Source organism: Leifsonia sp. Root4 (assembly GCF_001425085.1).
Classification (GTDB): domain Bacteria; phylum Actinomycetota; class Actinomycetes; order Actinomycetales; family Microbacteriaceae; genus Microterricola.
Genome location: NZ_LMDN01000001.1, coordinates 1220045 through 1231359 on the forward strand (window position 1 = coordinate 1220045; position 11315 = coordinate 1231359).

General features: G+C 70.1%; 12 protein-coding genes. 3 read left to right on the plus strand and 9 right to left on the minus strand.

What is annotated here, in order from left to right; translation table 11 throughout:
• The first annotated feature begins 75 nt into the window (after window positions 1-75).
• Together ASC66_RS05570 and ASC66_RS05575 are read left to right on the plus strand one after the other, a co-directional pair.
• Entirely contained in the window at window positions 76-810 is a 735-nt protein-coding gene (locus ASC66_RS05570) for an IclR family transcriptional regulator (protein ID WP_055835705.1), read from the plus strand.
• A 64-nt stretch (window positions 811-874) separates the two neighbouring features.
• Window positions 875-1261, plus strand: coding sequence for a RidA family protein (locus ASC66_RS05575; protein ID WP_055835708.1), 387 nt, complete (start codon window positions 875-877; stop codon window positions 1259-1261).
• A 225-nt stretch (window positions 1262-1486) separates the two neighbouring features.
• On the opposite strand, the gene ASC66_RS05580 is transcribed toward ASC66_RS05575, so the two are convergent.
• The 4 genes from ASC66_RS05580 to ASC66_RS05595 form a co-directional block, all read right to left on the minus strand.
• The gene (locus ASC66_RS05580; RefSeq protein ID WP_055836426.1) at window positions 1487-2458 is read right to left on the minus strand and encodes an SDR family NAD(P)-dependent oxidoreductase; all 972 of its coding nucleotides are present in this window, start codon (window positions 2456-2458) and stop codon (window positions 1487-1489) included.
• A 17-nt stretch (window positions 2459-2475) separates the two neighbouring features.
• Window positions 2476-2841: a chorismate mutase gene (locus ASC66_RS05585; RefSeq protein ID WP_055835711.1), complete on the minus strand. Its 366-nt coding sequence runs from the start codon at window positions 2839-2841 to the stop codon at window positions 2476-2478.
• A 73-nt stretch (window positions 2842-2914) separates the two neighbouring features.
• Window positions 2915-3871 (minus strand): DMT family transporter, encoded by a 957-nt coding sequence (locus tag ASC66_RS05590; protein WP_502691573.1) that lies wholly within the window; start codon window positions 3869-3871, stop codon window positions 2915-2917.
• A gap of 222 nt (window positions 3872-4093) precedes the next feature.
• Window positions 4094-4807, minus strand: coding sequence for a GNAT family N-acetyltransferase (locus tag ASC66_RS05595; RefSeq protein WP_055835714.1), 714 nt, complete (start codon window positions 4805-4807; stop codon window positions 4094-4096).
• A 189-nt stretch (window positions 4808-4996) separates the two neighbouring features.
• Here ASC66_RS05595 and ASC66_RS05600 point away from each other — a divergent pair, with 189 nt between their 5' ends.
• On the plus strand, window positions 4997-5737 hold the full coding sequence (locus tag ASC66_RS05600; protein ID WP_055835716.1) for a sulfite exporter TauE/SafE family protein: 741 nt from the start codon (window positions 4997-4999) through the stop codon (window positions 5735-5737).
• Window positions 5738-5854: 117 nt separating this feature from the next.
• Here the strand turns inward: ASC66_RS05600 and ASC66_RS05605 are convergent, their stop codons facing one another.
• From ASC66_RS05605 to ASC66_RS05625, 5 genes are all read right to left on the minus strand, one after another.
• The gene (locus ASC66_RS05605) at window positions 5855-7141 is read right to left on the minus strand and encodes an adenylosuccinate synthase (protein WP_055835718.1); all 1287 of its coding nucleotides are present in this window, start codon (window positions 7139-7141) and stop codon (window positions 5855-5857) included.
• A 4-nt stretch (window positions 7142-7145) separates the two neighbouring features.
• Window positions 7146-7658, minus strand: coding sequence for a DUF3151 family protein (locus ASC66_RS05610; protein WP_082492035.1), 513 nt, complete (start codon window positions 7656-7658; stop codon window positions 7146-7148).
• A 118-nt stretch (window positions 7659-7776) separates the two neighbouring features.
• Complete coding sequence (locus ASC66_RS05615; protein ID WP_055835720.1) at window positions 7777-8388, minus strand: TetR/AcrR family transcriptional regulator; 612 nt, start codon at window positions 8386-8388, stop codon at window positions 7777-7779.
• Window positions 8389-8423: 35 nt separating this feature from the next.
• Entirely contained in the window at window positions 8424-10514 is a 2091-nt protein-coding gene (locus ASC66_RS05620) for a YhgE/Pip domain-containing protein (protein WP_055835723.1), read from the minus strand.
• Window positions 10514-11287, minus strand: a complete 774-nt coding sequence (locus ASC66_RS05625; protein WP_055835726.1) for an ATP-binding cassette domain-containing protein — start codon at window positions 11285-11287, stop codon at window positions 10514-10516. The genes ASC66_RS05620 and ASC66_RS05625 overlap by 1 nt, the downstream gene beginning before the upstream one ends.
• Between the last annotated feature and the right edge of the window lie 28 nt (window positions 11288-11315).

Here is an 11315-nt window from a genome sequence, read left to right on the forward strand (position 1 = left end):
AGACACCCGAGCGTGTGCATATATTGCAACAAGCTGTGCAAGAATTGACGTACGTCGAGTCTAGAGGAGGAATCCGTGTCGCAGACAGTGCAGCGCGCCACCGAGATCATCGAGCTCCTCGCCGAGCGACCGCGCACCCTCGCCGAGGTGGCCGCGCACTTCGCGGTGCACCGCTCGACGGTCTTCCGCCAGTTGCAGACGCTCGAGCGCGCCGGCTTCGTCGTGCACCGCAGCGACGGCCACTACGACATCGGCACCCGCATCATCGCGATCGCCCAACAGGCGCTCGACAACCTGGACCTCCGCCGCATCGCGCGTGACGAGCTGCGCGCCCTGCAGTCCAGGGTCGGAACGACCGTGCACCTGGCCCAGCTGTTGGAGCGCAGCGTCGTCTACATCGACAAGGTGGAGGGCGGCGGCAGCGTGCGCATGTACTCGCGCATCGGCCTCCCGGTGCTGCCGCAGGCCACCGGTGTCGGCAAGGTCATCCTCGCCGCCCTGCCGGAGAGCCGGCGCGACGAACTCCTCGCCGACACCGAGTGGACGGCATTCACCGCGGCGACGCACACGAGCCGCGCGAGCCTCGACGTCGAGCTCGCCGAGATCCGCGCCCGCGGCTGGGGCGTCGATGACAGCGAGTTCGAAGACTTCATGAACTGCATCGCCGCGCCCATCTCCAACTCCACGGGCACCGTGCTCGGCGCGCTCTCCATCAGCTCGATCAAGGTCGTCAGCGACCTCGACGCCCTGAAGCGCCACCTGCCCGATCTGCTCGCGACCACCGAGCGCATCGCGAGAGCGCTGGGCTAGGCATCCGCCCCGCGAGCGCCCCACAGCCACCCATCCGCCGCCCCCAACAACAGCGAGGACAACCATGACCAAGCAGGCCATCACCATTCCCAACGCCCCGAAGCCAGCCGGCCCCTACAGCCACGGCGTCGTCGCGAACGGCTTCCTTTACACGGCCGGGTTCGGCCCGCAGGATCCGGCGACGGGCGAGGTCGTCCCCGGCGGCGTCGGCGAGCAGACCGCGCAGGTGCTGCGCAACATCCAGGCCGTTCTCAACGAGGTCGGCGCATCGATGGATGACGTCGTCAAGACGACCGCGCACCTGCAGCACCTCAAGCGCGACTTCGCCGAGTACAACGAGGCGTACGCCGGCTTCTTCAGCGAGCCCTATCCCGTGCGCACGACCGTCGGCAGCGATCTCTACGACATCCTCGTCGAGATCGACGTCGTCGTCGCGTTGCCCCAGGCGTAGTCGTTCCGAGTGGTTCCGGATGCCGCGCGCTGCGGCATCCGGGCCCCCCGTATCAACACCGCCACCCCCACCGCCGTGGCATAGCGATACCGCGCACCGTCGGCCGGCGTGCCGGTGAACACGCCGAGCGGCGCGCCGGCCGCCACGGCCTGTCGACAGAAACTCCGGCCGACGGCACAGCAACGGTCGCGGCGCGGACCGCCACGGACCACGGACCACAGCGGCTCAGATCGTGAACTCGGTGCCGGTCAGGGCCTCCGACTCGCGCCAGACGCGCTCGGCGATGGCCCGGTCCAGGCTGGTCGCGCTCGGCGCCTGCAGCCTGGGCTGTCCCTTGATGATGTATCGCGGCCCCCAGTATTGACCGCCGTGAGCGGCCGGGTCGGCGACCGCACGCACGATCGACCACGCCCCGCGATCCTTGCCCTGCGTGATCGGCGCCTGGAGGTTGTCGACGAAGCGTTTGAGCCGACTCGGCTCGTTCACTCCGGCAACCCGCGGCGTGCGCCCGCCGATCGAGTAGCCGGGGTGGGCGACGAACGCCGAGGTGCGCGCGGGGTGGCCAGCGGCCTCGGCTGAAGCGACTGAAGCGGATGCCGCACGCAAGCGGCGGTCGAGTTCGAAGCCGAACACCTGCATCGCGATCTTCGACTGGGCGTAGGCCCGCCACGGCTGGTACCCGCCGGCCAGCTGCAGATCGTCGAGCGGGGAATCCAGCAGCCGCGAGATCATCGAGCCGAGCGCGACCACCCGGGAACCGGGGGTGCGCAGCAGCGCCGGCAGCAGCTCGGCGGTGAGAGCGAAGTGGCCGAGGTAGTTCGTGGCGAGCACGAGCTCGAGGCCGTCGGCGCTGAACTCGCGCCGCCGTGGTGGGTGCACGATGCCGGCGTTGAGCACGAGCCCGTCGATCCGCTCGAGGTTGAGCAGCTCCGCGGATGCCGCGCGCACCGAGTCGAGCGAGGCAACGTCGAGCGCGAGGGTGCCGACGGCTGCGCCGGGCACGCGCGCGCGGATGGCGCGCGCCGCGGCATCCGCCCGGCTCTGATTGCGGCAGGCCAGGACGACGCTGGCGCCTGCGCGGGCGAGTTGCTCGCTCGTGAAGAAGCCGAGGCCGGCGTTGGCGCCGGTCACGACGATGGTCTTGCCCGCTTGCGACGGGATCGCGGAGGGGTTCCAGCGCGCGCCGGCGGTGGTCACGTCGCCCGCTGCACCCACTAGGACGGGCTGTCGGTGGGCTCGGCCGGCTGTGCCGACTGCGCGGGCTCGGCCGTGGCGACGCCGTTGGCTCCGGCGAGTTCCTCGTGGTGCTGGATGACCTCGGCGACGACGAAGTTGAACCACTTCTCGGCGAAGGCGGGGTCGAGGTGTGATTCCTCGGCCAGGGCGCGCAGCCGCGCGATCTGGCGGGTCTCACGGGCGGAGTCGGTTGGCGGCAGGCCGTGGTCGGCCTTCAGCCGGCCGACGCGCTGCGTGTACTTGAAGCGCTCGGCGAGCATGTGGATGAGCGCGGCATCGATGTTGTCGATGCTGAGCCGGATTCCATCGAGTTCTTCACGCGCTTCGCGCTCGTCTGCAGCCATGCTTCGACCCTATCGTCCGCATGTCGCGGCGAGCACCGGATGATGCCCCGTGCGGCGGTCGGCGCGGGGACGCTCAGGCGGGGACGGATTCGGCCGGAATCCGCCGGCCGACGCGGATGCGCCGCTGCGCCAACAGGATGCCGAGCAGCACCAGGCCTGCGCCGATCGGCTCGTGCCAGCCGAAGCGCTCCCCGAGGATCACCACGCCGAGCAGCACGCCGACGACCGGGGTGACGTAGGTGACGGTGGACGCATTGGTCGGCCCCCACGCCCGCAGCACGTTGATGTTCCAGATGTAGGCGAGGCCGGTGCCGAGCGCACCGAGGGTGAGCAGGCTGAGCACGATCGCCCAGTTGAGTTCGACCGGCTGCCAGGCGAGCACCGGGGTGAGCGCGAGCATGATCACGCCGCCGATCCCGATGTTGAGGAAGGCGAAGGTGGCGCCGGTGATGGGTCGGGCGCTCAGGAATTTGCGCGTGTAGCCGAAGGTGAAGCCGTAGCAGGTGGCGGCGCCGAGGCAGGCGATCTGGCCCCAGAGCGATCCGGTGAGCTCGGCGTACTGCCAGGGCGCGATGATCACGATGACGCCGAGGATGCCGACGGCCACGCCGAGGATCTGCCCGCGGTCGAGTTTCTCGACGCGGAAGGCGAGCGTGGCCATGAGCGCCGTCGTGATCGGGGTGACCGCGTTGTAGATGCTGGCCAGGCTGGAGGAGACGTATTGCTCGGCCCAGGCGAAGAGCAGGTGCGGGATGACGCAGCCGGTGATCGCGATGACGGTGAAGTGCAGCCAGACCTTCGCCTCGCGCGGCAGCACGGGGCCGCCGCCGACGCGCGGCCGGCTGGCGAGCACGATCAGGCCGAGGGTGAGGCCGCCGAGGATCAGCCGTGACCACGCGACCTGCCCGAAGGAGACGCCGTCAAGGGCGACCTTCATGAACAGGAAGCTGGCGCCCCAGACCGTGCCCATCGCCACGAATTGCAGCGCGATCGACAGTGCGCTGTAGCTGCGGTTCTGGACGGGGGGAATGCTCACCCCACGACGTTACCGCCGTGGTGCGACAGTGCCGAGCGCCGGGGAGCACGCTGTCCGAAATGCGCCGAACATTGGCCGCGATTCGCGGGCACGGCCTGTGCCGAACTGCCGGTCAGCGGATGCCGCCGGCGACGCGCCGCGGTTCCGGCCCGAAACGGCGCCGATTAGCCGGCGCATCCGCTGACCGGCTACGCGCGTCCCGCATCCGCGGACGGGCTACGCGCGCAGCGCCTCAGCAGAGCGGAACGCGACCGGCCCGGTGAAGCGGGCGAGCCGGTCGTGAAGCCCGGCCTGCACCTCTGGCCACTCCTCGGAGAGGATCGAGTAGAGCACGGTGTCGCGCCAGCTGCCGTCCGGGCGCCGGCGTTCCCGACGCACGGTGCCCTCGTAGCGGGCGCCGAGACGCTCGATCGCCCTGCGCGAGCGGGTGTTCATGGCGTCCGCTTGGATCTTGACCCGGCCGAATCCGTGCTCGAACGCAGAGTTCAGCAGCAGCAGCTTCGCCTCGGCGTTGACCTGGGACCCCCACACCCGCGGGTCGAATGCCGACCAGCCGAGGTGCGCGGACTCCCGTTCGACGTCGATGTCGCCAAGCGTTGTCGTGCCGACCAGCACCCCGTCGTGGGCGCCGCCGTGCAGCCGGACGGCGAAGACGTTGGCGTCGGTGGCCGAACTGTCGATCACGCGACGGCGCCAGCCCAGCCGCGCGCCCGCCCGCGGTTCGGCGCCGAAGCGCAGGTAGCCGCGCGCCCACACGGCGAAGTCGGCGGCATCCGCGCGGTATGCGGCCGGCCCGCCGCCGTAGCCGCCGGCGAAGACGAGCGGATGCCCGATCGCGGCGTGCAGCTCGACGAGCCCGTCGGTGCGCAGCGGGTGCAGCGAGATGAATCGGCCATGGATCGGCTCAAGTGGTGGGCGCACTGCGGTCATGGCCCGATCTTCGCGTAGGCGGGTTACCCGCCAGTGAACGGCATGCGACGGGCGCGTGCGGCCCGGTGTGAGTGCGGGGCCCGGCCCACGCGGGGGATGCGCTCGGCGGGAGCTCGGCGTCAGCGCGGCGCGGGGCCTGACGCACGACCGGCCGCCGCGCCCATCCCGCCCCAGCACTACGCTGGCAGGATGCTCGCTCTGGTCGTCGTCTCCGTTCTGATCGGCGCCTTCGCCCAACGCATCACCGGCATGGGCTTCGCCCTCGTCGTCTCCCCCGCGCTGGTCATCATCCTCGGTCCGTTCGACGGCGTGCTCGTGGTCAACCTCTGCGGCGTGCTCTCCTCGCTGCTGATCATCCCCCGGGTCTGGAAGCACATCGAGTGGCGCACCTTCCTCTGGCTCGCCGTGCCCGCCATCATCGCGGTCGTGCCTGGCTCCCTGCTCGCCGCCAAGCTGGGCGGCCCCGAGCTGCAGCTCGGCGTCGGGCTGCTCGTGATCGTCGCCCTGACCGCCTCGCTGCTCGTCACCCGGGCGGAGCACACGCTGCCACGGCGACCGTCCGCGATCGTGGCGGGTGCGGCATCCGGTTTCATGAACACGGCAGCCGGCGTCGGCGGCCCGGCGCTCAGCGTCTACGCCGTGCTCACCCGCTGGCCGCAGGCGCAGTTCGCTGCGACCCTGCAGCCGTACTTCGTCGTCATCGGCACCGTCTCACTGATCACCAAACTGTTCTTCTCCGGCGGGGCGTGGCCCGAACTGGATGCCGCCAGCTGGCTCGCCGTGATCATCGCGCTGCTCGTGGGGCTCGGCCTCGGCGAACTGCTGCACACGCGTGTCAGCCACCGGGCGGCGCGCACCGCGGTGATCGTGATCGCCTACCTCGGCGGCGCCGCCGCCATGATCGACGGCGCGCTCAAGCTCCTCGCCTAGCGCCCCGGCGTCGGCCAAGCTCGGGGGCCGCGAAAAGCGCAGGGGCCCGGGAAAGATCCCGGGCCCCTGCACTTTATGCGGGCCGCGACGCGACGGTCGCGGCCCAACGGTCGACTCTTAGTCGATCAGGTCGTGACGCACGACGATCGCGTCGCGGCCGGGGCCGACGCCGATCGCCGAGATGCGCGATCCGCTCATCGCCTCGATGGCGAGCACGTAGTCCTGGGCGTTCTTCGGCAGCTCCTCGAAGCTGCGCACGCCGGTCAGGTCTTCCGTCCAGCCCGGGAAGTTCTCGTAGATCGGGGTGGCGTGGTGGAAGTCCGACTGCGAGACGGGCACCTCGTCGAAGCGCACGCCGTCGACCTCGTACGCGACGCAGACGGGGATGGTCGGCAGGCCGGTGAGCACGTCGAGCTTGGTGAGCACGAAGTCGGTGACGCCGTTGATGCGCGCGGTGTAGCGGGCGATGGGGGCGTCGTACCAGCCACAGCGGCGCGGGCGCCCGGTGGTGGTGCCGAACTCGAAGCCGTTGGCGCGCAGGAACTCGCCGTTGTCGTCGAAGAGCTCGGTGGGGAACGGGCCGGCGCCGACGCGAGTCGTGTACGCCTTGACCACGGCGATCACACGGTCGATCTTGTTCGGCGCGATGCCGGAGCCGGTGACGGCGCCGCCGGAGGTCGCGTTCGAGGAGGTGACGAACGGGTACGTGCCGTGGTCGACATCCAGCATCGTGGCCTGGCCGCCCTCGAACAGCACGGTCTTGTTGTCTTCAAGAGCCTTGTGCAGCAGCAGCGCGGTGTCCTCGACCATCGGGCGCAGGCGCTCGGCGTAGCTGAGCAGCTCGCTCACGATCTCGTCGACGGTGATCGCGCGACGGTTGTAGACCTTGACCAGCAGGTGGTTCTTCTGCTCGAGAGCGCCCTCCACCTTCTGGCGCAGGATGTTCTCGTCGAAGAGATCCTGGATGCGGATGCCGACGCGGTTGATCTTGTCGGCGTAGCTCGGGCCGATGCCGCGCCCAGTCGTGCCGATCTGGCGCTTGCCGAGGAAGCGCTCCGTCACCTTGTCGAGGGTGCGGTGGTACTGGGTGATGACGTGCGCGTTGGCGCTCACCTTGAGCTTGGATACGTCGACCCCGCGGGTGGCGAGCGCGTCGAGCTCCTCGAACAGCACCTCGATGTCGACGACGACGCCGTTGGAGATGACGGGCGTGACGTTCGGGGTCAGGATGCCGGAGGGCAGCAGGTGCAGCGCATACTTCTCGTCACCGACGACCACCGTGTGACCGGCGTTGTTTCCGCCGTTGAACTTGACGACATAGTCGACGCGCGAGCCGAGCAGGTCGGTCGCCTTGCCCTTGCCCTCGTCGCCCCACTGGGCGCCGATCAAAACGATTGCTGGCATGTTGCTAGTCCTCTCCTCGAACTACAAAGGCTTCTGTGTTCGGCGACGCTGCCGCAAGCATTTCCGGCGTGATCACCGGCAAGAGCTGGGTGGTTGTGTACTTCACTTCGATGCGCCCGACCGCAGACGGGTCGACACTCTGCAGGAAGTCGCCGAGGCGGTCGGCCTCATCGTGGGCACCGATCGCGCTGGCAGCGCGGCGCAGCGCATAGGCCGCACGCAGCACACCACGGTTGGAGCGCAGGCTCCACGGCACCAGATCGCCGGGCCGCCATCCGGCGCTCTGCAGGGCGTCGGTTCCGCGCACATGGGCGGCGAGCGCGTAGGCGTAAGCGTCCAGTGCCCTGCCGTCCGCGTGGGCGATGTCGGAGAGCTCGGCCCAGGCCAGCGGCGACTCCGGATGCCGAAGCACGACGCCTGCGACCTCGTCACGATTCGCTGAAGCCAAGGCCTCGCGCACAGTCGGCGCATCGGGCAGTTCTATCTCGGCAGGGCCAAGCGAGTCGTCGCCAGTCACACTCCACCTTATCGCGCCCCACGCTGAAGCCCGTCAGCGCGGCGCGAAGCGCCGCGAAAGGCGGCAGCCCAACCTCAGGCAACCTCGGGAACCGTCACCGATGCTCGGCCGTTGCCCGTCAGCGATGCCGCGGGGCGAGCGCGCCGCTCAGCGAGGCGAGGATCGCGGCCGCGACCTCGTCGCGGGAGCGTTCCGGCTCGAAGACGAGCCACTCCAGACCCGACATCAGCACGGCACCGAACACGCTCGAGGCCATGATCGTGCTCGCGCCGCCTGCGGCGCCCGGCCCCGCGACCCCTGCGGATGCCGGAGCAGCGGCATCCGCCTGCTCGATCGCCTCGGCGAACACCAGGAGCGCCTCGTGCCGCAGCGCGAAGAGCGTCTTCTGCCACGCGCGGTCGGTGCGGAAGATCTCGGACGCCATCAGCTTGGCGAGCGCGGCGTTTGCCGCGATGCGGTCGAGCAGGGCGGTGACGAGCGCCTCGATCGCCGCCCAGCCGACCAGCGTTCCGCGCGCCTCGCGGAGGGCGTCGGCGAGCGAGCCGACGCCCTCCTCGAGTAGCGCCTCGAAGAGCTGGTCCTTGGAACTGAAGTTGTAGTACAGGCTGCCCTTGGCGACGCCGGCCCGCTCGGCGACGTCGTCCATCGTGGTGCCGGTGATGCCCCTGGTCGCCGCCAGCTCGAGGGCCGCGTCGAGAATGGCGCGTTTCGTTCCGCTGGAGCGAGCCATGGGCATCAACCGTTTCTGTTGGAGGGGAAGGTGGGCTAGATCGAGAGTTCCGGGTGGAGCCTCGCGACCGTCCACATCCGCTGCTTGCCTGCACTCCACGCGCTGATCGCGAGCGATCCGACGAGGATGCCGGCGAGCACCAGCACCGAAAGCCACAGTCTAGAGTCCACGCCGCCGGTGATCAGCTCGCGCAGGCCGCTCACCACATAGGAGGCCGGCATCCACGGGTGCAGCGCCTGGAAGAACTCCGGAGTTGTCTCGACCGGGTAGGTGCCACCGGAGGAGCTGAGCATGAGCATGAGCAGCACCAGGCTCACGACGCGGCCGGCCGCCGTGCCGAGCAGGATGATGAACATCTGCTGCAGCGCGAGGAAGGTCAGCGTCGCCAGGTAGATGAATGCCGAGGTCGCCAGCCAGTACACCGGCTCCAGGCCGATGCCGTAGACGAGCACCAGCATCATGATCACGACCTGGCCGAGGCCGATCGCGACGGCGGGCAGGAAACCGGTCATGACGGCGCGGATGCCGCTGGCCCCGGCCGCGAGTGCCCTGGCGGGCAGGGCCCGCAGGATCAGCCACGTGATCAGGGCGCCGACGAAGGTGGCCAGCGCGATGAAGAATGGGGCGAATCCCTCGCCGAAGCTCTTCGCCTCGTTCTGCCAGCTCTGATCCAGCACGACGGGCTCGGCGAACACGCCGGCCTTCGTATCGATGTCGGAGTCGCTCATCACCGGAACGGCCTCGCCGCCCTCGCTGAGCTTGTCGGCGAGTTCGCGGCTTCCGTCTGCGAGCTGCGCGGCGCCGTCGTTGAGCGCCGAGCCACCCTCGACGAGCTGACTGCTGCCGTCGACGAGCGTTCCCGTGCCCGCGCTCAGCGTTGCCGCGCCGGCGCTCAGGCTGCCGGCACCGGATGCCGCAGTCGAGACTCCCGCGGCCAGCTGGCCTGCACCGTCGGAGAGCTGCGCGGCACCGCTGGCGAGCTGCTGCGCACCGGGAGCCCCGGCCGCCAGCTTGTCGGAGAGCTCGCCGACACCGGCGGTGAACTGCGCGCTCAGCCCGGCGTAGCCCTGAACCTGGGTCGCGGCGGCGCCGGTCTGTGTGTTGAGCTCGGTCGCGCCCGCCTGCAGCTTCTGCACGCTCGGCAGGAACGCGCTCGCGGGGGTCCCGGCGGGAGCGGCCTCCATGGCCGCGAGGAGCTGGTCGATGCCACCGGAGACCTGGCCGGTTCCGGCTGCGAGAGCCGCCGTGCCGTCGGCGAGTGCCGTGGCCCCGCCGCTCAGCTGCTGCGACTTCTCCGAGAGGGTCGCTGCGCCGTCGGCTGCCGCCTGCATGCCACCGGCGAGGGTGGCTGCACCGGCGCTGAGCTCTCCCGACTTCTCGGCGAGGGTCGCAGAACCGGAGTTGAGTGTTGCCAGACCACCGGACAGGGTCGATGCGCCGTCCGCCAGTTTGGCTGCGCCGTCGTCGAGGCTCACGGCGCCGTCGGCGAGGGAGCCGAGTCCGACGATGAGCTTGCCTGCACCGTCGTGGGCGGTGACGAGGCCGTCGGCCAGCGTCGTCGCTCCGTCGGCGGCCGAGCGGATGCCGTCGCCCGCGTCGTTGAGTCCGACGAGGAGTGCGTCCGCGGTCTGCGTTCCGAGCTCGACGGCGACCGCGTCACGCAGCACCGTCATGGCGGAGCCACCGAGGGTCGAGGCGAGGAAGTTGTTCGAGTCGTTGTAGTCCACGGCGACGGTCGCCGAGGTGGGAGCGTCGGTTCCGACGGAGATGGCGTTCGCCGAGAAATCGGCGGGGATGGTGACGGCGAAGTAGTAGTCGCCGTCGGCGACTCCGGTGCTGGCGTCGGCGGCATCCGTCACCTGCCAGTCCAGGTCGTGACCGTCGACCAGGTTGTCGACGACGTCGGCGCCCGCCGTGATGCGCTCACCGTCGTTGATCGCGCCGATGTCCTCGTTCACGAGGGCGACCGGCAGGTTCTTCAGCTCGTCGGTCGGCGCCCAGAACGCCCAGAGGTAGAGGGCGCCGTAGATCAGCGGGATGAACAGCAGCACGGCGACGGCGACCTTGGGCATGACGCCCTTGCGGAAGCGGCGCAGTTCGGTGCCTGGCGAGAGAACAGCGAGCATCAGGCACGCTCCAAGATGAGGTCGTCGAGGGAAAGGGGTGTGTCGCCGTGCTCGCTACGGCCGTCGGGGCCGCTCTGCGTAATGGCGATGACGGCGGGGGCGATGCCGAGCTGTGCCCAGATCGCGGTGTCCGGGGCGGCGACGGATGCCACGACCGCGGTGGCCGCGCGGGTGGCCGTGCCGCGGCTGAGGGCGTCAAGGCGCGCCCAGAGGGCGCTGCGCGCCTCCGGCGACTGCAACTGCTCGACCTGGTCGAAGAAGAGGATGCGCGGGGCGGCGAGCATGGCCAGCGCGACACGGAGCAGCGCGGTCTGGGTCTCGTCGAGATCCCAGATCACGGTGTCGGCCGGCGGCATCGGCGTTGCGCCCGGTTCGCCGGGAGCCCCGAAGACGGGCAGGCAGACGCGGCGCACTGCGGCGTCATCCACCCGCGGCACGATCGCATACCAGGGGGCCAGCCAGGCCTGACGCTCGCGGATCGCAGCGCCGACGGTCACCGACTCCTCGAGGGCGTCGATGTCGTGGAAGCCCGCGATGGCCGTTGCCTTCTGCACGGCGCGGGCCCGGCGCGGCAGCGCGTGGCCGAGCACGCTCAGCTCACCCTCGCTCTGCTTCATCCGCCCGGCGAGGGTCAGCAGCAAGCTGGTGCGGCCGCTCCCCGCTTCGCCACTGACAACGGTGAGCCCGTTGCCGATCTCGCAGCTGAGGGGCCCGTAGACCCTGCCGCGTGTTGCACTGAGGGCGAGATTGTTTGCCCGCGCTATCGACTGCACGTCGATCCTTCCGTTCGTTCCCGTTTTT

Bases quoted from the DNA above. Each gene is read 5' to 3' on its own strand.
- ASC66_RS05575 (WP_055835708.1), top strand. From the start codon at position 875: ATGACCAAGCAGGCCATCACCATTCCCAACGCCCCGAAGCCAGCCGGC.
- ASC66_RS05585 (WP_055835711.1), bottom strand. From the start codon at position 2,841: ATGGCTGCAGACGAGCGCGAAGCGCGTGAAGAACTCGATGGAATCCGG.
- ASC66_RS05595 (WP_055835714.1), bottom strand. From the start codon at position 4,807: ATGACCGCAGTGCGCCCACCACTTGAGCCGATCCATGGCCGATTCATC.
- ASC66_RS05600 (WP_055835716.1), top strand. From the start codon at position 4,997: ATGCTCGCTCTGGTCGTCGTCTCCGTTCTGATCGGCGCCTTCGCCCAA.
- ASC66_RS05605 (WP_055835718.1), bottom strand. From the start codon at position 7,141: ATGCCAGCAATCGTTTTGATCGGCGCCCAGTGGGGCGACGAGGGCAAG.
- ASC66_RS05615 (WP_055835720.1), bottom strand. From the start codon at position 8,388: ATGGCTCGCTCCAGCGGAACGAAACGCGCCATTCTCGACGCGGCCCTC.
- ASC66_RS05620 (WP_055835723.1), bottom strand. From the start codon at position 10,514: ATGCTCGCTGTTCTCTCGCCAGGCACCGAACTGCGCCGCTTCCGCAAG.